Consider the following 19,850-nt stretch of genomic DNA (forward strand, 5'->3'; position numbering starts at 1 on the left):
TCCTGTCCCGAACCGTATAATAGATATGGCAAAAAAATCATTACTGTCACTACTACTGCTATTCGCCTGTTTACTGACCTATGCGCAGCAACCGAATGCTGCGGGCTTAAAACAGCTGAAACACGACCAGGATACCCTGCAGGTACTCAGTATGGATATATTCAGTGGCAAAGGCGATGATGGCAGGGAAAGGGCTAAGGATGCGTTTATTCCAATGCTGGTGCGGGCACTGAAAACAAAATACTCCTTTCGTTTTCCTTTTGACTCATTGAAAACGATTTCCATCCAATATCCGCAAGACAGTACCTTCCGCATATTCACCTGGGCGCTGGAACGTGAAAATGGCTTCTACCGGCACTTTGGCGCTATACAAATGAATACAGCAGATGGACAGCTCAAGCTGTTTCCACTGTTTGATGCATCAGACTATATCACCAATACAGATACCATTGCAGATAATAAATCCTGGTATGGTTGCCTGTATTATGCAGTCATACACCGCCATTATTTCAACCAGGAATTTTATACGCTCTTTGGCTGGGATGCCAATAACCCACGCAGCCAGAAGAAAATAGTAGAAATGCTCACCTTCAAAAATGGTGCACCCGTATTTGGTGGTCCGTTCTTTAGTTTTGCAGAAGACAGCACGCCCAAGCCTACTCGTAACCGCTTTATCATAGAGTATAAAAAAGAGAGTACTGCTACCCTTAACTATAACAAGGAACTGGATATGATCGTATACGACCATCTTATTTCAGAAACCAATGAGCCGGCCAAGAAATTTACCTATATATCCGATATGGACTACGAGGGGTTCAAATGGCAGGCGGGTAAATGGATGCACGTAAATAAGATTTTTCACGATGCTATTCCTATGGGAAAAGGTGCTCCTACCCCACAGCCCCTGGATCAGAAGAAAAAGATTATGACCCAGCCGAAATCGGCAGAAGATTACCACGAGGCACCCCAAAAACCTGTGCAAAAGAAAAAGCAATAGCCATTAACAGTTGATTCCAACCCTTTTTTATGGATACCTATTCATTTCCATATCCATCAGGGTGAAGAAATATCTATTTGATAACCAAATATTTAAACAAAAACGTACACCCGCTTTCCATGACCCGGGTAAAAAATCACCCACTTTTTTACCCCTCTTCCGAAAAAAAGTTTGATATTTTTTTTAAAAGAACGATCATTCGATTATATTTGCATCATAAAAGAGCGAACATTCATTTATTAACTACCTACTAATGCAACTCAATCACTTAAACCTCACTGTAAAAGATGTGCCTGCAACACGCACTTTTTTTGAAACGTACTTCGATTTCCGCTGTACAGACCCTAAACTTAATGATAGCTTATCCGTTTTAACAGGTCCCGATAACTTCCTGCTCGTACTGATGAACCAACGCTTCAACGATAAGGAAAACCATACCTATCCGGATGCTTTCCATATCGGCTTTTACCTGGAAGATAAAGATGCTGTAAACGGTATGTATCAACGTCTGAAAGATGGCGGCATCGTATTGGACCAGGCGCCACAGCCCATGCGTAAAACATTCGGCTTCTACCTGCATTTCGATACTATCATGATTGAAATTACCACACCTGTCAACGATTAAAACACTTGTATGCAATCCGAAATCAAAAAAAAGCTACCTATCGGCTGGTACCTCAAAGAAGCGGACAGCCTGATTACACAATATATGAATGCCGCCTTTGAAACCTTTGGCATCAGTAGGTTTCACTGGCAGGTAATGAAGAATATTGATACACACACAAAAATCTCCAAAACACTGTATTACCACCAGGTGAGCAGGTTCCTTTCTGAAACTGAACTGGAAGAAATGCTTCAATCCCTTGTATCCCGCGGCTGGGTGCAGCAGGACCAGGACATGTATTCCTTTACATCAACAGGAAAAATAAAATTTGATGAGATAGCAGCCAACCAACAGGGAAATCATGAGAAAATACTCACCGGCACCACAACGGAAGAATATCTTTCTACGATCAACTTCCTGGAAACAATTATTAAAAATATGGGAGGCAAAATTTAATATACAATGGTGGTCCGAAGATAATATCATCTTCAGACCACCATTATTTATTTAAAGTCCGTCATTCCAGTTAGGATTTTGCGTAAGATGCTTGTTTAATGTACGCTCCTGGATGGGCACAGGATACAGGTAATCCCGGTTTTCGTTAAAGCCTTTGGCAATATTCCGGTTCACCATCACAGAGCCACCAGATGTGCCGTTTTCAAGGTCTATTTCAGTACCCAGTTTCAGGTAAGCGGGTCCTTTGGGGCCTGAAGGTTTAGTGCCTTCGTAAATCACCACATCCACTTTTCCATCATTATCCAGGTCATACTGACCAAGACCAGGGAAATACATTCCTTTGAAAGGGCGGGTAAGCATACTCCCCTCTTTCCATCGACAAATATCACTCCAGCGGAAATTTTCAATGACCAGCTCTATCCGGCGCTCACGGCGGATTTCAAGCAGTACGCCACTAATGGTTTTATTGCTGTACCGTGCAGCCTCGTACGGATCAGGATTCCCATTTGCAGCGGCAACATTCAGGTTGGGCATACCCACCCGGTCACGCAACAATTTAATAGACTGATCTATATCACCCTGTGTAAGCTGTCCCAGTTCAGCCTTTGCTTCCGCATAGTTCAGCAATACTTCTGCATAACGGAATACCGGCATATCGTTGTCATTCTTTACATAAGAATCCTGTGTTTCATCTGTTACATATTTAATGAGCTGATAACCCGTTACTGCCGCCCCAAAATCTGGCACCAGTTTATTGGTATTCCCAATACGTGTATAACCTGGCGTGCGGATCGTTTGCGCCAGCCGTGGATCACGATCCTGGCATTCTGCATAAAACTGTATTTTATTATAGTCCGGTTTATCTGTAAAACGGCTACCATCTTTCATCAGGTAACTATTCACAAAACTCTTTTCCAGTCCGGGTTGACCATAAGAAGCAGTAATCGTATAGTAGTTAGCGTTATGATATAATTGTAAACCTGCGCTGTATTTTCTGCTTAATATAATTTCGTCTGTATTTGCCGCTTTCGTAGCAAAAAGGTCGCGGTAAGCATTGGCTGCCGTGCTGGTGTAAATACGGTATTGTCCACCAGCCATGAGCTGTGCTGCAGCATCTGCAGCTGCCTGTAAAAATTTATTCTCATCCGGTAAATTGAAATTGGCTTCTTTGTGATATTTCCGGAAAGTTCCTTCATAAAGACAAATACGTGCTTTCAGCGCGAGCGCCGTCCATTTCGTCACCAGCTCATTACTTTTCAGGGCATCCAGGGAAACAATGGCAGAATCAATATCTGCTATCACAGAATCCATCACCAGCTTACGGGGATCTCTCGCTTTTTGCAGCAATGCCTGATCATTTACATCCATGGGGGTATTATACCAGGGTACATCTCCAAATTTTTTGACCATTTCAAAATAAAACCAGGCCCGGAAAAATTTAGCAGCACCTACATATTTCCTTGTAGTGGCATAAGGCAATACTTTATTGCAGTTGATCAGAAAATAATTAATCTTCCGCAATTCCGTCCAGGTCCAGCCACCGCCGGTAACCGGTACCTGCCGTTTACCAGTGAGGAATTCCGATACACTGGATTTCACCACATTATCCATATCCTCATTATAAATCGTTTCCGCATCCGGTACCATGGTGTACATGGAGTTGATATATAGTTTGAGGTCCTTCTCTGTTTTAAAAAAATTCTCAGGAGAAATTTTCGCCAGCGGGTCTCTGTCCATAAATTTATTACAGGAGCTAAAAGCCAGTACCAGCAGGCATATAACAAGTAGATTAGTTTTTTTCATCGTCTTTTCTTTTACAGGTTAAAAAGTGATATCCAGTCCTGCTGCAAATGTTTTACTAAAAGGATAAACGCGGCCATTAGCATCTGTTCTTACCAGGTTGGGATCACTGGAAAGTTGTTCCGGGTCCAGGTATTTGCTCTGCAGCTTACTGATCGTGAGCAGATTTTCGCCGCTGAAATAAATCCGGCAACGGGTCAGTTTAATCCGCTTCATCAGTGATTCCGGGAGAGAATAACCTACAATCAGGCTTTTCAAACGGATGTAGGCCAGGTCCTGCAGGTATTTATCATTATTCTCTTTCAGTGAACCGTTATCATTTAGGGCAATGTATCCTCTCAATCGCGGGAAGTAGGCATTCGGATTTTCAGGACTCCATAACTTATCCGCAAAATCTGTCGGAATAAAAGACATATAAGGACGTGAGAAAGGACCCCAGAATTTATCCGCATTGTTACCCGGATACCAGTTCTGACGGCCTACTCCCTGGAAAAAGAAACTAAAATCTATTCCGTTCCAGTCTGCTCCTCCCCTGATACCGAACGTATACCTGGGCAAAGAATTACCAATAACTTTTAAATCACCGTGATCTGCCAGGGTATTCTTTCCTTTGTTGATGGTATTATCTCCATTCAGATCTACAAACTTCAGGTCACCGGCGCGGAGCTTGCCCCATTCACCCGGTGCTGAAAAAATGTTGTTGCCCACTTGTGTCTGATCTACTTTCCAGTCTGCCGCTTCTTTATCTGACTGGAAATAGCCTGCAATACTATAGCCCCAGATATCACCCAGCTGCTGCCCTGCGTAGTAATCACTTAAAATGCTGTTGGGGTTATCAAACCGGGTAATCGAAGCCTTAAAATCACCTACGTTGAAACCAAGATTATAATTAAACGGCTTACCCGCTACCTGCAGGGTACTACGCCAGTCCACGTTTACTTCCCAACCCTGGGAACGAAGATCTGCTGCGTTTTGTTTAGGCTCTCCTGCGCCGAAAACGGCGGGTAAGGTCATGCCTTTGGTAAGCATGTCTTTTGTATTACGTACATACCAGTCTAAAGTAACATTCAACCTGCTGCGCAAAAAACTCATGTCCGCTCCGAAATTGGTAGAATTCACCTTTTCCCAGGTGAGGTCTGGAGAAATCGGAGTTGGCAGGGTCACATACTGTGTACGCTTACCTTCCGTGATATAATCTATCGTTCCCATACCCATAATAGGGATATAAGGATAGTAGTTATTACGCACATCCTGATTCCCTAATGCACCATAAGAAACACGCCACTTTATATCGTTGACCACATTTCTTACCGGTTTAAAAAATGCTTCCTCACTCATACGCCAGCCGGCTGAAACAGAGGGGAAAAAGCCAAAACGTTTACTGGAGGGAAAACGGGAAGAGCCATCGTAACGCCCATTAAATTCCACCAGGTACTTATCAGCGTAACTATAGGCGGCACGTCCAAAGGTACCCAGCAGGGCCAGTTCCTGGTTATTACTGTTTACGGTAGCATCACCGGTACCCAGCGCTACTTCATTCAGGTCTTCTGACAGCAGGTCTTTCCTTCCTGAATACAGCATTTTATATCGTTGCAGCTCCTGGTTAATACCCGCTGTGAGATTGATCGCATGTTTACCGAAATGTTTGCTGTAGTTACCATACAGGTTAGCTACATGCACAAGACGGCTATCGTCCTGCTGCCATAACTCATCATTATTAACATAGCTGATTATACCCGGGAAAATAGACCATGGAGACGCTGTTTGCCGGTGGTAGCTGTTGCCATTCGCTACGGTCAGTGTATAGTTGGCATTGATATTAAGATCCGGCGTGATTTTAAAGATAGCCCCTACTGTGTTCACCAGTTCTGTTTGCTTCATCGCCCCCTTACTTTTACCATGGAGCAGGTCCGCATAAATACCATCACCAATGGTATAGTTGTTTAGCTCTGTTCTATAAGTGGCAGTGCCATCAGGGTTTACAGGTACATATGACGGTAACGCATGTACGCTTACAGATACGAAATTACCATTCACCGTGCTGCCCGGATACGTATAGTCGTAGGCGTTAAATTGCGTATTGCTGGTTAATGTGAGCCAGGGCTTTACCTGCGCTTCAATTTTAGCCCGGAAATTATAGGAATTATAAACGTCCTGTTGAATGCGCATCATACCCTTCTTCTGATATGCCCGGCCGGATACCATATAATTTACCTTCTCTGTGCCACCACTTATATTCAGGCTATGCTCCAGGGAAGGCATCTGGTCGCGGAACATGGTATGCCACCAGTCGGTATTACCATAGTATACATACATATCTTTCCCTTTACGATTCTGTATTACTACAGAAGGCAGGGTGGGATCTGTTTTTCTTTTCAGCAATTCTGCATAGTCTTCGTCTGTATAACCAGTATAGGTTTTTCCCAGTGAAATTTTAAATGCCTGATCATTCAGCATGGCGGCATCATAACCACTGGTCACAAAATCGGTACGACTGGTATTACCTGCCCAGGCATAGTTGGTGCCGTAACTGATCTGCATTTTACCGGACTTCCCCTTTTTAGTGGTCAGTAATATCACACCAAAAGCACCACGGGCACCATATATAGCAGCCGACGAGGCATCTTTCAAAACGGTTACAGATTCAATATCCCTTGGATTTACGGTATTAATATCTCCTGGAATACCATCTATCAGGACCAACGGCGCCCCACCAGAGATAGAAGTAAAACCGCGGATATTCAAGGTGGCATTGCCGCCCGGGCGACCGTCACCAAAGTTTACATTCAGATTAGGAATGGCGCCCTGCAATGCCTGTCCCACATTGGCTACGGGTCTGCTCTCAATTACGCTGGCATCTATCTGGCTGACTGCCCCGGTGAGGTTGACTTTCTTTTGGGTACCGTATCCTACCACCACCACATCGTTAATTTTGGCGCTACTGCTTTGCAACGATATCGTAAGAAATGCATCATTGGCGATCACCACTTCTTTTGTAGTATATCCCACATAAGAAACAACCAGTATATCACCTGTCTTTACGGTCGCCAGCGTAAATCCTCCAGCTCCGTTGGTAACCATTCCTCTTTTTGTGCCTTTCAGGAAAACGGTAACACCTGGCAGCGGCTCCCTGGTCGCGCCATCTATTACCTTTCCTTTGAGTCCAAATTCCTGTTCATCTTTAGGATATATGACCAACAAGTCATTTACCACACGGTAAGACAATGTGGTAGGTGCCAGCAAAGAGTCCAGCAGGTCATCTGCGAAACGCCCGATGGCCTCCAGTGAATCCATACGGTAGTTATCCGCTTCTTTAGCATCATAAACCAGTCGTAAATGTGTTTGACGGGCTATCTGCTTTAAGATGGTATTCAGATTGGTGCCGGTTACTTTCAGGGAGATGTTCTTTTTTAGACTCTGCCCCTCCAGGCTTTTAGCCCATAAAGACAAACTTGCTACGGCAAAACAGGCTGTCAGCAGACTTAGGCGCATAAGATAACGGATTGTAGAATTGCTTACTACATTTTTCATAAATTTGAACAGTTTTTATGTTGAATTAAAAACACGCTGCCTCATCCGGTAATTAGCGTTACGGAAGGATTTGACAGCAAAACAAGTGACCGGTTATGTTAGCGCATAACCGGTTTTTTTATAGATGCATAGATGAAATACTCATTGTTCTTTTTCTCGTACGACAGGCGGTGTACGAGGCATAATGCGTCCAATACGGCTGTTAATGTATGACTCCTGGTAAAATCACCTGAAACGCGATACTGCTGCAATGCCGGTGTTGCCAGCCGGATATGCACCTGGTAGCGGTTTTCGAGTACTTCTGCCACTTCTTGCATGCTGTTCTGATGAAATACCAGCGCTCCATCCCACCAGGAAGTGGTGATGTTGGCTGGTTGAAAAAATGTGCGCACGTGATTGTTGCTGGTATTTATTTCAATGCCCTGCTCCGGCAGCAATAAGCGGCTGCTATCGGGCGGACTAGCCAGGGTGGTGGCCACCTTTACCTTTCCGGATTTCACTACAATTTTCACCGTACTTACACTTTTGGTAATACGAATATTAAAAGAGGTACCCAATACAGTAGTGGCAGTTTTATTGGCATATACCACAAATGGATGCCCTGTATTTTTCTTCACATCAAAAAATGCCTCTCCGGCATCCAGGAATACTTCGCGGACACTTTTATCAAAGGGCATATTATAATACAAACTGCCGGATCGGTTGAGCATCACCACTGAACTATCAGGCAATATTACTTTACGGATAGCATGGGTAGCTTCCACCCTCACCCGGTATTGTATAGCCGGGGATGACTCATTTGCTGCTACGGGCGCTCGTTTGGCAGTAGTACTTTGCCAGTAATAAAATAAAGACAGGCTACCAATACAGAATATAACAACTATGGCTATACGCTGAATCCAGGGTATTAAACGTCTCACCCTGGTGATTGAGGTTTGTTCTTCCGGCTGTTGCAAATACATCTGACCCCGGAAACCTTCCTGATCCTGAACGGGAATTTCTTCCCCGCCTGATTCCTGTACATGGCCGTTGTGTTGCCGCAAATGCTGTAACATATCTGTCCGGACCATTTCCAGTTCAGCCGCTGTAAGGTCTACCGGATTATCTTCCGTAGCGGCGAGCCATGCTTCAATCATAGCCTGATCTATAGCGCTGGCTTCTCCTTTCAGATAGCGTTCAACAATACTTTTGAATTCGGATGTACTCATACTATAGTGAAGCGACAAAATCAAGCACTTAGTACCATCCCGGAATGTTAACTAAATGTTAAGGAAGTAAATGATCCCTGGGAACAGCAATGGGATCACGGTAGCCTCTTTTAAATGCATACGCAGGCGTAGCAAGGCTTTAGATAATTGGTTTTTCACGGTTTGCTCAGACAAACCCAGTTGCTGTGCTATGTCTGCAACAGATTTATGCTGCTGCCGGCTCAACAAATAAATTTCCTTCATTTTAGCCGGCAAATTATTCACGGCAATTGACAACGCATGCTGCAGTTCCTTCTCGCTTAATAAGTCCACTGTAGTGGCTCCTTCTACTGGCAGAGGCATTAAATCCATTGCCTCGCTTCCGGAAGTCTTCCTGGCAGCTGCTATTTTTTTCAATAGCTCATATCGTACTGCTGTAAAAAGATAGGTACGCAGCGATGCGGTTAATTGCAGGGCACTTCTTCGTTTCCACAGGTTAATAAAAACATCCTGCACGGCATCTTTAGACTCCTCCTTATTCTTCAGCCGTTTATAAGCAAAAAGAAAAAGCGGTTGCCAATACCGGTTATACAATACTTCGTACGCAGCTCCATCATCGGCTGCAACAAGTTGTAATAGTTCGGTTTCGGCTAAGTTTTCGTATTTCATTCCAGCAATAAAAATATGGACAGGCGCAAATTAAACATCCCTATTAAGATACTGTTTTATTTAATTGTTAAGAGAAAATATGCGGGGAAATAAAGACCTGTTCTTCATAGCACAAAAAAGCGGATAGCAACTGCTATCCGCCTCATATATTTATCCGACTTGATGATTAGAACAATTCTCCCTGTCCACCTGCCGGGCCTTCTTCATTTGGATCTGGATCTTCATCTTCAGACAACAATTCTGCACTAATCAGGTCATCACCTGCAATCCTTGTTCCTACTGCTTTCCAGCCGGTTACTTCCACAAACTCGGAGAGGTCTATTTCCTCTTCTTCCGGACTCCGTTTCTTGCCGGTTTTCAGCAATACTATAGGCTGGGTATGGGTGGTCACCATCTCCAGGTAGTTGGACGCACCTTCTTTAATGAAGAGGAATTTATTATTCAATGTTTGCGTTTCAATCCTGAAACGTTTTACATTAAACTGCTTTTTATCTGCATCAAAATAAATGGCGGTCACCGTTTTTTCCGGGTTAAATTTCTCAATGTATACTACATCACCGGATTCGTAACGATTGGTAAGATCATAGTTGGTGAGCTCATAGCTACCATTCTTAAAGGCAACAAAGATTTTGTCTTCCCCTTCAAATGCACCGATATATACACCACGCTCTTCCGTATTTAAACGACCGGTTTCTGTATCATACCAGATCTTTTGTCCCGCCAGTGTAGATACGCCTTTCTCTTTGAATTTCACGCCACGGATCGGGTACTTCGTTACCACGTTACCCATGGAACTACGTCCTTTGATAGCAATGGTTTCGAAAAACAGGTCAAATTCCTTGTTACGCGCGCTACAGTTAGGACTGAGTTTGATCGTTACTATTTCCGCTTCTCCATTAGGGTTGGAGGAGAAATACTGCACCTTGGAGTTTTTCTCTCCTTTATGTGCCAGCTCGTATTCTTTGTCGCGGGTAACACCCGTTACATTGAAACGCTTCGCATAGCTCACGCCGGTTTTACCTTCCACATAAATCATGTTGTAGGTAGTACGTTCATCATTTTTGCGGAATATATCCACGTGAATGATATCCTTACCCACAAAGGTTTTATCGGCTACTTTCGTTACCAGCATTTTACCATCCCGGCGGAATACAATGATGCTATCCAGGTCAGAACAATCTGCCACAAACTCATCTTTCTTCAGGGAGGTACCAATGAAACCATCTGCACGGTTCACATATATTTTGGTATTGGCAATCGCTACCTGAGCTACCTGTATGGTATCAAAAGTTTTGATAACTGTTTTACGTTCGCGGCCTTTACCATATTTCTTCAACAGGTTATCATAGTAAGCGACAGTGTAATCCACCAGGTTAGCCAGGTGATTCTTTACTTCCTTGATTTCAGCTTCAATATTCTTGATCTGTTCGTTCAGTTCATTGATATCGAGACGGTAAATTCTACGTACAGGCTTCTCCGTTAATTTCACAATATCTTCGCGGGTAATTTCACGCTTCAATTGCTTTTTGTACGGGTTAAATCCTTTATCAATAGCTACCAGTACTGCCTCCCAGTCCTTGTGTTTCTGCTCCAGCTCCTTGTAGATCCCTTTTTCGAAGAAGATCTTTTCCAGGGAAGTGTAGTGCCATTTTTCCTGTAACTCCGACAGCTTGATTTCCAGTTCCTGTTTCAGCAGGTCTTTGGTATACTCAGCGGAAGATTTCAGCAAATCGGAAGCGGTGAGGAATTGTGGCTTATCATTTACAATTACGCAGGCATTCGGAGAGATAGATATTTCACAATCAGTGAATGCGTACAATGCGTCGATAGTAATATCCGGAGAAATACCCGGTGCCAGCTGCACTTCAATTTCTACTTCAGCGGCAGTATTATCCACCACTTTCTTGACCTTGATTTTACCGCTGTCATTCGCTTTCACAATAGACTCCATCAGCTGGGTAGTGGTGATACCATGAGGCACATCCTTTATCAGCAGGGTCTTTTTATCTTTTTCTTCAATATGCGCACGTACACGTACTTTACCACCACGTTTACCATCGTTGTAGCTGGCTACATCCACCATACCACCGGTCGTGAAATCGGGGAACAGTTCAAACTTTTTGCCCCGGAGATACTTCACTGAAGCATCTATCAGTTCTATAAAGTTGTGTGGTAATATTTTGGTAGATAAACCCACGGCGATACCCTCTGCTCCCTGTGCCAGTAGCAGCGGGAACTTCATAGGTAATGCGAGCGGTTCATTTTTACGGCCATCGTAGCTGAGCTGCCAGGAAGTCGTTTTAGGATTAAATGCTACGTCCAGTGCAAACTTCGACAGGCGCGCCTCTATGTACCTCGCAGCAGCCGCATCATCACCCGTTCTTACATCGCCCCAGTTACCCTGTGTTTCAATAAGCAGATCCTTTTGCCCGAGGTTCACAATAGCATCGCTGATGGAAGCATCCCCATGCGGGTGATACTGCATCGTTTGCCCGATGACGTTAGCCACTTTATTAAAACGGCCATCATCCATTTCTTTCATGGCGTGCAGGATACGACGCTGTACGGGCTTCAACCCATCTTCCATGCTGGGCACTGCCCGCTCCAGGATTACATAAGAAGCGTAATCCAGGAACCAGCTCTCATACATGCCTCCAACGTGGATGACATTGTGCAGAGATTCGTCTGATGTTTTATTTTCCATGTCCATGTATAATACACTTACGGTTTTACGTTAATCATTTTTTCAAAATCCTCCCTCCATATACGAACACTGTCCTTTTGTACATCTTCCAGGGAGTTTAATTCAATAAAGCAACAATCAGTAACAGCAATCAGCTGATGCCATACATTCACCGGCACTTCTACCCTGGCCGGTGCAGTTACTTCCGTTACCACTATTTCGTTTCCTCCCAGCGGGCACCAGTGAATAGCTGCCTTGCCGGTAAAAAGATACAGTACTTCCGGGTTCTTATTGTCACTTTTACCTTCATGGTAATGCTGGCCGCTGCTGCTACCGGCATTACGGTAACATACCAGGAAATCTCCTGTGCGGTTGCAATTCCAGAAATAACCGCTGCCGCGGTCATCAGCTCCCAACAGGTCAAGGGATGTTACCTTTATCATAGGGTAGTTGGATTTTCGGTGTTGTCCGTACTCGCTGCGTTATCTGTACTTTCTCCAGGTAACTTCACTTCAAAATCACGGATGGTTTTCAGCTCGCCCCTGCTTTCCAGTTTACCTTCGCGGATCAGCTCTTTCAGCCTCCAGCCCAGGAACTGATCCATCACAGGGTATTTCAGTTTACCGGTTACCTGTTGTACAATCCGCCATGCTTTCACAAATTCTTTTCCGCTCTGTGTTTGCAACTCTTTGTCGTAAAACAGGGTAGGCTCACCTTTTATCTTTTTACCACCTTCCAGTAAACGGATACCGGCGTTTTCATTCATCAGGCGATGCCATTCATCTCCATCCAGCTCATATTCTGCCAGTGAAATAGGACGCGCCAGTTTCTTGGCCTTCAGGAATTCCTTGGGCAATATCTGGTGCAGATGAGTAGGATAAAACACGGCCCCCTTCTCATTGAGGAAAGGCAGGTTGTTGAGGTAGATAATATGTATGCGTCCTGCAAAATCATACAACTGACTCACCAGCCAGTAATAGCCGCATACATCCTTGGCATTTTGTCCTGCCCAGATCCATACTTCCTGTTCGGGGTTTTCCTTCAGCTGTGCTTTCAGGGTGTTGAAACGGTCAGCATCTTCCGGATCCTCATCAGTGCCAGGCGCCACTACAGGTACCGGCTCTTCCTCCGCAGGTGTTGGTAACGGTGATATCCCCGCCAGCTGTTGCCAGAACTGTTTACGCCCGGCCCGCCCCTCTTTGGTGTCCAGTATGAACAGAGGTCCAACCGACAGATCATCTTCAAAACAAAGAATGTCTCCGCTCATTTTCTCATCCATCGCTACCGCTTCACCCAGCACAGGAACCGAAGACTGACCAAAAACAATGTGTATTAAGCCCATATGCCTTTCTATACTGTTTCTTCAACTAAATCCTTTTCATACCGCAGGTTATTAATGATAAACTCCTGGCGGGTCTGGGTATTTTTACCCATATAATATTCCAGTAACTTCTGGACATGAATATCTTTCGATAAGATGATCGGCTCGATACGAATATCTTCTCCAATGAAACGGCCAAATTCGTCAGGAGAAATTTCTCCCAAACCTTTAAAGCGGGTGATCTCCGGTTTGTTCCCCAGTTTCTTCACTGCTTTTTGCTTCTCATCTTCTGTATAGCAGTAAATAGTCTGTTGCTTGTTACGAACACGGAACAACGGTGTTTCCAGGATATATACGTGCCCGTTCTTCACCAGGTCGGGGAAGAACTGCAGGAAGAAAGTCAGCAGCAGTAAACGGATGTGCATTCCATCTACATCGGCATCGGTAGCTACCACAATGTTATTGTAGCGCAGTCCTTCCATCCCTTCTTCAATATTCAGCGCATGTTGCAGCAGGTTGAATTCTTCGTTTTCGTATACGATCTTTTTAGTAAGACCATAGCTGTTCAGCGGTTTACCACGCAAACTGAATACCGCCTGGGTTTCCACATTGCGGGATTTGGTAATGGAACCACTGGCGGAGTCACCTTCTGTAATAAAGATGGTCGAATCCAAACGGCGGGCTTCCTGTTCTGCTTTATCTTTTCCGGTGAGCTCATCGTTCAGGTGTAAGCGGCAGTCACGCAGCTTCTTGTTATGAAGATTCGCTTTCTTGGCTCTTTCGTTGGCCAGTTTCTTAATCCCTGCCAACTCTTTGCGCTCACGCTCACTTTGTTCAATACGTTTCTTCAACGCCTCTGCAATAGCCGGATTACGGTGCAGGTAATCATCCAGGTGTTTGGACATGAATTCCAGTACAAACGCCTTTACGGAAGGACCACCTTCAGAAATTACCTGGGACCCCAGTTTGGTTTTTGTCTGTGATTCAAATACCGGCTCCTGCACACGAATGGAAACAGCCGCACAAATAGACGCCCGGATATCAGTAGCTTCATAATCCTTTTTATAAAAGTCGCGTACTGTTTTCACAAATGCCTCGCGGAAAGCCGCCAGGTGCGTACCACCCTGGGTAGTATGCTGCCCGTTCACAAATGAATAATACTCTTCTCCGTACTGACTTTCATGCGTGATGGCAACTTCAATATCTTCTCCTTTCAGGTGAATGATCGGATAGCGAAGATCTTCTTCATTGGTTTTACGCTGCAACAGGTCCAGCAAACCATTCTTTGAAATATATTTCTTTCCGTTAAAGCTAACAGTCAGACCAGCATTCAAAAAGCAATAGTTCCAGATCTGGTTCTCCAGGAATTCCGGTATAAAGCGATAGTTTTTAAATACGGTATCATCCGGTGTAAAAGTTACCAGGGTGCCATTGGGCTCTGTGGTAGCAGTTTCCTTATGTTCTTTTGTGAGTACGCCTCTTTCGAATTCGGCTACTTTCATGCGGCCGTCACGAACGGATTGTACGCGGAAATAGCTGGACAGTGCATTCACCGCTTTGGTACCCACCCCGTTCAATCCTACTGATTTCTGGAAAGCCTTGCTGTCATATTTAGCACCGGTATTAATCTTACTCACTACATCCACCACTTTTCCCAATGGAATGCCCCTTCCAAAATCACGGATGGTGACATGGTGTTCTGTAACCTTGATATCTACCTGTTTACCAAAGCCCATGGTATGCTCATCGATACAGTTATCTGTTACCTCTTTGAGCAGGATATAAATACCATCATCCATGCTTGATCCATCTCCCAGCTTACCGATGTACATACCAGGCCGGAGGCGGATATGCTCCCGCCAGTCCAACGACCGTATGGAGTCTTCCGTATAGGAAGCAAATAGATCTTTGTTATCCGTTTTGTCCGTGTTTGCCATAATATATTAAAATTTCCTAAATATTATTATTTCGTGGGTTAATCAATGATCTGCAAGGATACTAAATCTTTTAGCAAAATCAGATTGCTGGCAAAAATAAAGGATTCATTGAATCATCCCAAGTATAAGTTATGCACTATGCTTACATTATTGAAAGCCAATAAATTAAGACTTATGAAAATTATATTTTTGGGAGATTTTCGCCTATTCAGGGCATTTTCCGGGGGAGATCACATGAAAATGGTATAAAAAAAATTTATGTGAAATTAAACTTATATCAATAAAATAATTATATTTACATAAGTCAACTTTTAAGAGATATCCTAACCTAATCCTTATGAAAATACTATTTCTAATCCTGCTATCAGCAGTTATTCTGGTAGCGCTCGCAGCTACTTACTTCATCAAAAAAGAACAGGATAATCGTATCGGCAACAAATTTCTCACCCTTATCCGGAAATTTGATTCGTGGCAAATGATGCGATAATCAACTTATTACAACTTTACAAACGGCTTTACAACAATATTCACAACTAGTCACATCAGCCTGGCAATAGCCATCAGGGAGTATTATGTCTTATACTTAAATGTATTAACCTATTAACCGTATAATCCCTATCCTATGAAAACTGGTTTATTATTTAAACTCGCCTGCTTACTGATTGCTGCTGTTGTGTTAAGTGTGCATCTGCTTCGAAGAAGCATAAGGCAAAAAGCATAAAGCAAAAAGCTATTGAAGCGAATGATAATCATTATATAATTATGTATTTTATCATTCGCTTCAATAGCTTTTTGCTTTATGCTTTTTGCCTTATGCTCTTCGTCATCTGTTGTAATACTTATTCACTGCATCCGTACGGCTCCGTACATGCAGCTTTTCGTAGATGTTGTGTACATGTCGTCTTACCGTTTCAATACTGATAAACAGATTGCTGGCAATTTCCTTGTACAGATATCCTTTGGAAAGTTGATCCAGGATTTCTTTTTCACGGGTAGTTAATGCCTCGAGTGCCGGATTTGGTTTTGCCTGTTTCTGGAAAAACGCAACCACCCTTCTGGCTATCTGTGAACTCATCGGAGAACCGCCATCGTATAAATCACGAATGGCTTCGAGTAATTCACCCGGAGATGTTTTCTTGAGAATATATCCACTCGCACCGGCTTCCAACGCCATGAAGATCTTATCATCATCTTCATAAACGGTCAGCATCATAAATTGCATGTCGGGATGTTCCCGTTTCAACTGCGCAATACATTCAATACCATTCATACCACCCGGCAGGTTGAAATCCATCAGCACTACATTTGGCATCAATTGAGGGATCTGTTCTACTGCGGTTTCTGCATTATTAAAAGTCCCTACACAGGCATAACCGTCAGAACCATTAATCAGCAATTCCATAGCCGTGCGGATATCATGATTATCTTCTACTATCGCAATAGTGATAGTGTCCATGTTATCCTGGGACTTCTTCTTTGAGTATACCGTCATGTTTAAAGGAATTATAACACTTAAATGTTATTAAAAACAAATGTATGTCAATTTAGTGGGATATCGAGAAAAACTATTGTTCCATTGTTCGAGGAAATATCCGCATTCCCCCCTACAGATATCATTCTCTTCTGAATATTTTTCAAGCCATTACCGAATAATCTTACTTTCTCCTGGTCAAATCCTTTTCCATTGTCCTTAATCATTATTGTCATGTTCTTATGCATCTTCACTTCTACAATTACCTCTGTTGCTTTTGCATGCTTCACTACATTATGCAATGATTCTTTTACTGCCAGGTAAATATTCCTCCTGGTACCACCACTCAGCTTAATATTAGGAATACTTTCCGGGATATAAAACTGATGTGTAATATGCGCATGCTCTAAAAACTCTGCAGCAAAACTTCTCATATAGGCGATGAGGTTAGCCAGTGAATCATTGGAAGAACTCATCGCCCAGATGATCTCACTCATTTTATCTACCATCTCTCCCGCTGTTTCGGAAATACGTTCCACTTCCCGCGTTTGTGATGGATCCTGTATTTTTCGTTTCGCCACTTCGCTCAATAAACGGATAGTAGATAATCCCGAACCAAGGTCATCATGCATATCGCTGGAAATACGCGCCCGCTCCTGATCTACGGCCTGCTCTTTCTCCAGTTTTAATTTCTCATGCCGTATTTTATAATCCAGGTAAAGCGTAGAGAAATAATAGGCAATACCCAATAACAGCAACAGCAATAAAAACCGGAACCATAATGACTGCCAGAATGGAATTCTGATCACAATCTCCAGCGTGGTGGGAACCGTGCTCCAGATATCATCATTATTGGAACCTCTTACTTTAAAAGTATAACTGCCCGGATGCAGGTTGGTGTAACGGGCCATCCTGAAAGTCCCTGCCTGTACCCAGTCTTCATCCGCTCCTTCCAGTTTATACTGTACTTTGTTCTTTAAAGGATTGGTGTATTCCAGCGGTACAAATTCTATTGCAATCGTGTTCTGGTTGTAAGGCAACTCTACTTTCTTCAGCAGCGAAATGGCCGTATCCGATTCATAAGGCTTATCCAGCACTTCCATGCGCCGTATGATCACTTTGGCATTAGAGAGATTATCCCGGAAATTTTTAGGATAAAATCCATTCACCCCACGGATCCCGCCAAAAAATAATTCGCCGTCAATAGATTTATAAAAGGCCCCGGTATTAAATTCGTTCGACTGTAAGCCATCTTCGTAATTATAGGTAGTGATCTCTCCTGATAACGGATTAATCTGCGATAGCCCCTTATTGTGGCTCACCCAAATTCTGTCTTTGTCGTCCAGCAGCACACCATACATGTAATCGTTAATCAGTTTCGGATTGTCGTAACTGTTATAATGCTGCTTGATGCGCCCTGCCTCATCTATAATAAACAATCCTTTGTTAGTGGCTACCAGCAACTCTTTATGGGCGTTCTTATTAATAGATTTCACGGTGGTACCCGATGGCAGCGGTACTGATTTCCAACGGGAATCAGATTTGTTTTTTGCATACAGCGAAGATTTCGTACCCACGTACTGGTTACCCATAAAATCTTCATAGTAGGTAGTCAGTAATTCATCCGCAAAATTATGGACCACCGATACTTCATACCCTTTATTGGTATCATCGAACAGGAGCAGATAACCACCATAGTTGAAATACAGTTCTCCATTGGTACGTTTAAACAGGAAAGGCCATGGATCCCGCTGTATTGGCAGTCCCAGCGCGGTTACCTTACTGGTGAGGTCCAGGAATGATTTGGTTTGTACATTAAATAAACCGATGTACATGTTTGCAAAATGCAGCCATAAATGATCCGCATTTTCACGACAAATGGCTCCCAGGTCATTGCCCGGAAATTTACCAGGATATAATTCATTGGAAATACGTTCCAGGAATTTGCCACCATCTTCATAAATATTCAATCCATCGCGCATAAGGCCCACATAGAGTTTGCCGTCATCATGCTTATACACCGCCTGCACCATATTATGCGTGATGTAAGGAGACCTGTACAGATTAAATACCTTTTTATGAGGAGAATATTTTTTCAGGCCATCACCATCTGTACCTACCCACATATTGTCGGAGATATCACGGTAGAGATAGGAAACATTGTTGAAGGACCTGGTTTCAAATGTATTGAAGCTGACGATATGCCGCAGAATTTCGTTGCGGGTAATACTGTAGATGAGTACTCCATCATTCCCTCCTATCCACACATTTCCAAACTGATCCACTTCCGATACAGCAGGAATAAAGGGTTCTCCTTTTTCATTCCGCATATCAAAAGTCAGATCGCTGAACTTATTGCGTTGTTTATTGAAGATGGTAATATGCCCCGCACTCACAATGATCATAGAGTCTTTGTTCAGATTGCGGATCACTGGTTGATTGCCTACCCCTGGTAAGCAATAGGTAGCCAGCCGTAGATTTTTAATATTCAGTGAAAACAATTCTCCGGGTTCCCCATTCATCCAGATGGTATTACCATCTTTCATCACGGCAGTAGGCAACACTCCTTTTTGCCGGAACTGTGGTGGATAGAGGATAATGCGCCTGATAGCGTAGGTGGTGTTATCCAATACATACAATCCTTTCATAGGTCGCCATACCCACAATGAATTGGTAGCGGTATCCTCCCCCAGTATAGTGAACTTCACATTATTGTCGCGTTCCTGCGCATTAACATTAGAAGTATCTTCCAGTAAGGTGCGGAAATTATTACGATACTTATCATACACACTGATCCCGTTGTTATGGGCCAGCAACATCTGTTGACGGCTGTCTTTATAAAAAGTAAAACCTTTATATCCTTTGAGATCAAACCGGTTGATCACCGCCCGGTTGCCGGTAGAACCACGGGGTACCAGTTCCCCCTTGCCTTCTCCGGCTTTGTAGAGTGTACTTGGTTTATACCGGTATTCATTAAAGGTATAACCATCAAAACGATTGATGCCATCCCTGGTGGCAATCCACATAAACCCCTGGTCATCCCGCGTAATATCGAAGACAGTGCTTTGTGAAAGTCCTTCGTTAACACTATAGCTGTCGAAAATGTATGGCTTGTCCTGTGCATGCAGTACCCCGGGGAGAAGCCCCCATAAGCAACATAGGACGAACATTTTTAAGCGATGCGGTTGATGCAC

General features: G+C 43.6%; 14 protein-coding genes. 4 read left to right on the forward strand and 10 right to left on the reverse strand.

Annotated features, from left to right (window positions below; genetic code table 11):
- Positions 1-25: 25 nt before the first annotated feature.
- The 3 genes from AC1DCV_RS07350 to AC1DCV_RS07360 all read left to right on the forward strand — a co-directional run bounded on the left by AC1DCV_RS07350 (position 26) and on the right by AC1DCV_RS07360 (position 2,057).
- Entirely contained in the window at positions 26-997 is a 972-nt protein-coding gene (locus AC1DCV_RS07350; protein WP_477022588.1) for a hypothetical protein, read from the forward strand.
- 253 nt (positions 998-1,250) lie between these two features.
- Positions 1,251-1,622 carry a VOC family protein gene (locus AC1DCV_RS07355; protein ID WP_477022589.1) on the forward strand — a complete coding sequence of 124 codons (372 nt, stop codon included), beginning with the start codon at positions 1,251-1,253 and terminating at the stop codon, positions 1,620-1,622.
- 9 nt (positions 1,623-1,631) lie between these two features.
- Positions 1,632-2,057 carry a hypothetical protein gene (locus AC1DCV_RS07360; protein WP_477022590.1) on the forward strand — a complete coding sequence of 142 codons (426 nt, stop codon included), beginning with the start codon at positions 1,632-1,634 and terminating at the stop codon, positions 2,055-2,057.
- Positions 2,058-2,108: 51 nt separating this feature from the next.
- Here AC1DCV_RS07360 and AC1DCV_RS07365 read toward each other — a convergent pair whose 3' ends face one another.
- The 8 genes from AC1DCV_RS07365 to AC1DCV_RS07400 form a co-directional block, all read right to left on the reverse strand.
- A complete protein-coding gene (locus AC1DCV_RS07365) occupies positions 2,109-3,860 on the reverse strand; it encodes a RagB/SusD family nutrient uptake outer membrane protein (RefSeq protein ID WP_477022591.1) in 1,752 nt (583 codons plus the stop codon).
- 18 nt (positions 3,861-3,878) lie between these two features.
- On the reverse strand, positions 3,879-7,349 hold the full coding sequence (locus AC1DCV_RS07370; RefSeq protein ID WP_477022592.1) for a SusC/RagA family TonB-linked outer membrane protein: 3,471 nt from the start codon (positions 7,347-7,349) through the stop codon (positions 3,879-3,881).
- 137 nt (positions 7,350-7,486) lie between these two features.
- Positions 7,487-8,596 (reverse strand): FecR family protein, encoded by a 1,110-nt coding sequence (locus AC1DCV_RS07375; protein WP_477022593.1) that lies wholly within the window; start codon positions 8,594-8,596, stop codon positions 7,487-7,489.
- 51 nt (positions 8,597-8,647) lie between these two features.
- Complete coding sequence (locus AC1DCV_RS07380; RefSeq protein WP_477022594.1) at positions 8,648-9,244, reverse strand: RNA polymerase sigma factor; 597 nt, start codon at positions 9,242-9,244, stop codon at positions 8,648-8,650.
- Between the two features lie 166 nt (positions 9,245-9,410).
- Complete coding sequence (locus AC1DCV_RS07385) at positions 9,411-11,948, reverse strand: DNA gyrase/topoisomerase IV subunit A (RefSeq protein WP_477022595.1); 2,538 nt, start codon at positions 11,946-11,948, stop codon at positions 9,411-9,413.
- A gap of 17 nt (positions 11,949-11,965) precedes the next feature.
- Positions 11,966-12,370: a hypothetical protein gene (locus tag AC1DCV_RS07390; protein WP_477022596.1), complete on the reverse strand. Its 405-nt coding sequence runs from the start codon at positions 12,368-12,370 to the stop codon at positions 11,966-11,968.
- Positions 12,367-13,269: a DUF1835 domain-containing protein gene (locus tag AC1DCV_RS07395; protein ID WP_477022597.1), complete on the reverse strand. Its 903-nt coding sequence runs from the start codon at positions 13,267-13,269 to the stop codon at positions 12,367-12,369. The genes AC1DCV_RS07390 and AC1DCV_RS07395 overlap by 4 nt, the downstream gene beginning before the upstream one ends.
- An 8-nt stretch (positions 13,270-13,277) precedes the next feature.
- Complete coding sequence (locus tag AC1DCV_RS07400; protein ID WP_477022598.1) at positions 13,278-15,185, reverse strand: DNA topoisomerase IV subunit B; 1,908 nt, start codon at positions 15,183-15,185, stop codon at positions 13,278-13,280.
- Between the two features lie 337 nt (positions 15,186-15,522).
- Between AC1DCV_RS07400 and AC1DCV_RS07405 the strand changes: the two genes are divergently transcribed.
- A complete protein-coding gene (locus AC1DCV_RS07405; protein ID WP_441574014.1) occupies positions 15,523-15,672 on the forward strand; it encodes a hypothetical protein in 150 nt (49 codons plus the stop codon).
- 336 nt (positions 15,673-16,008) lie between these two features.
- Here the strand turns inward: AC1DCV_RS07405 and AC1DCV_RS07410 are convergent, their stop codons facing one another.
- Both AC1DCV_RS07410 and AC1DCV_RS07415 read right to left on the reverse strand, forming a co-directional pair.
- Complete coding sequence (locus AC1DCV_RS07410; protein WP_079468073.1) at positions 16,009-16,677, reverse strand: response regulator transcription factor; 669 nt, start codon at positions 16,675-16,677, stop codon at positions 16,009-16,011.
- Between the two features lie 47 nt (positions 16,678-16,724).
- Positions 16,725-19,826 (reverse strand): sensor histidine kinase, encoded by a 3,102-nt coding sequence (locus AC1DCV_RS07415; protein ID WP_477022599.1) that lies wholly within the window; start codon positions 19,824-19,826, stop codon positions 16,725-16,727.
- Positions 19,827-19,850 lie beyond the last annotated feature (24 nt).

The organism is Chitinophaga sp. 10T418, assembly GCF_056394125.1.

What these genes read in the sequence shown, in the direction of transcription:
- AC1DCV_RS07350 (WP_477022588.1), top strand. Translation starts at nt 26, where the DNA reads ATGGCAAAAAAATCATTACTGTCACTACTACTGCTATTCGCCTGTTTA.
- AC1DCV_RS07355 (WP_477022589.1), top strand. Translation starts at nt 1,251, where the DNA reads ATGCAACTCAATCACTTAAACCTCACTGTAAAAGATGTGCCTGCAACA.
- AC1DCV_RS07360 (WP_477022590.1), top strand. Translation starts at nt 1,632, where the DNA reads ATGCAATCCGAAATCAAAAAAAAGCTACCTATCGGCTGGTACCTCAAA.
- AC1DCV_RS07365 (WP_477022591.1), bottom strand. Translation starts at nt 3,860, where the DNA reads ATGAAAAAAACTAATCTACTTGTTATATGCCTGCTGGTACTGGCTTTT.
- AC1DCV_RS07370 (WP_477022592.1), bottom strand. Translation starts at nt 7,349, where the DNA reads ATGCGCCTAAGTCTGCTGACAGCCTGTTTTGCCGTAGCAAGTTTGTCT.
- AC1DCV_RS07375 (WP_477022593.1), bottom strand. Translation starts at nt 8,596, where the DNA reads ATGAGTACATCCGAATTCAAAAGTATTGTTGAACGCTATCTGAAAGGA.
- AC1DCV_RS07380 (WP_477022594.1), bottom strand. Translation starts at nt 9,244, where the DNA reads ATGAAATACGAAAACTTAGCCGAAACCGAACTATTACAACTTGTTGCA.
- AC1DCV_RS07385 (WP_477022595.1), bottom strand. Translation starts at nt 11,948, where the DNA reads ATGGAAAATAAAACATCAGACGAATCTCTGCACAATGTCATCCACGTT.
- AC1DCV_RS07390 (WP_477022596.1), bottom strand. Translation starts at nt 12,370, where the DNA reads ATGATAAAGGTAACATCCCTTGACCTGTTGGGAGCTGATGACCGCGGC.
- AC1DCV_RS07395 (WP_477022597.1), bottom strand. Translation starts at nt 13,269, where the DNA reads ATGGGCTTAATACACATTGTTTTTGGTCAGTCTTCGGTTCCTGTGCTG.
- AC1DCV_RS07400 (WP_477022598.1), bottom strand. Translation starts at nt 15,185, where the DNA reads ATGGCAAACACGGACAAAACGGATAACAAAGATCTATTTGCTTCCTAT.
- AC1DCV_RS07405 (WP_441574014.1), top strand. Translation starts at nt 15,523, where the DNA reads ATGAAAATACTATTTCTAATCCTGCTATCAGCAGTTATTCTGGTAGCG.
- AC1DCV_RS07410 (WP_079468073.1), bottom strand. Translation starts at nt 16,677, where the DNA reads ATGACGGTATACTCAAAGAAGAAGTCCCAGGATAACATGGACACTATC.
- AC1DCV_RS07415 (WP_477022599.1), bottom strand. Translation starts at nt 19,826, where the DNA reads ATGTTCGTCCTATGTTGCTTATGGGGGCTTCTCCCCGGGGTACTGCAT.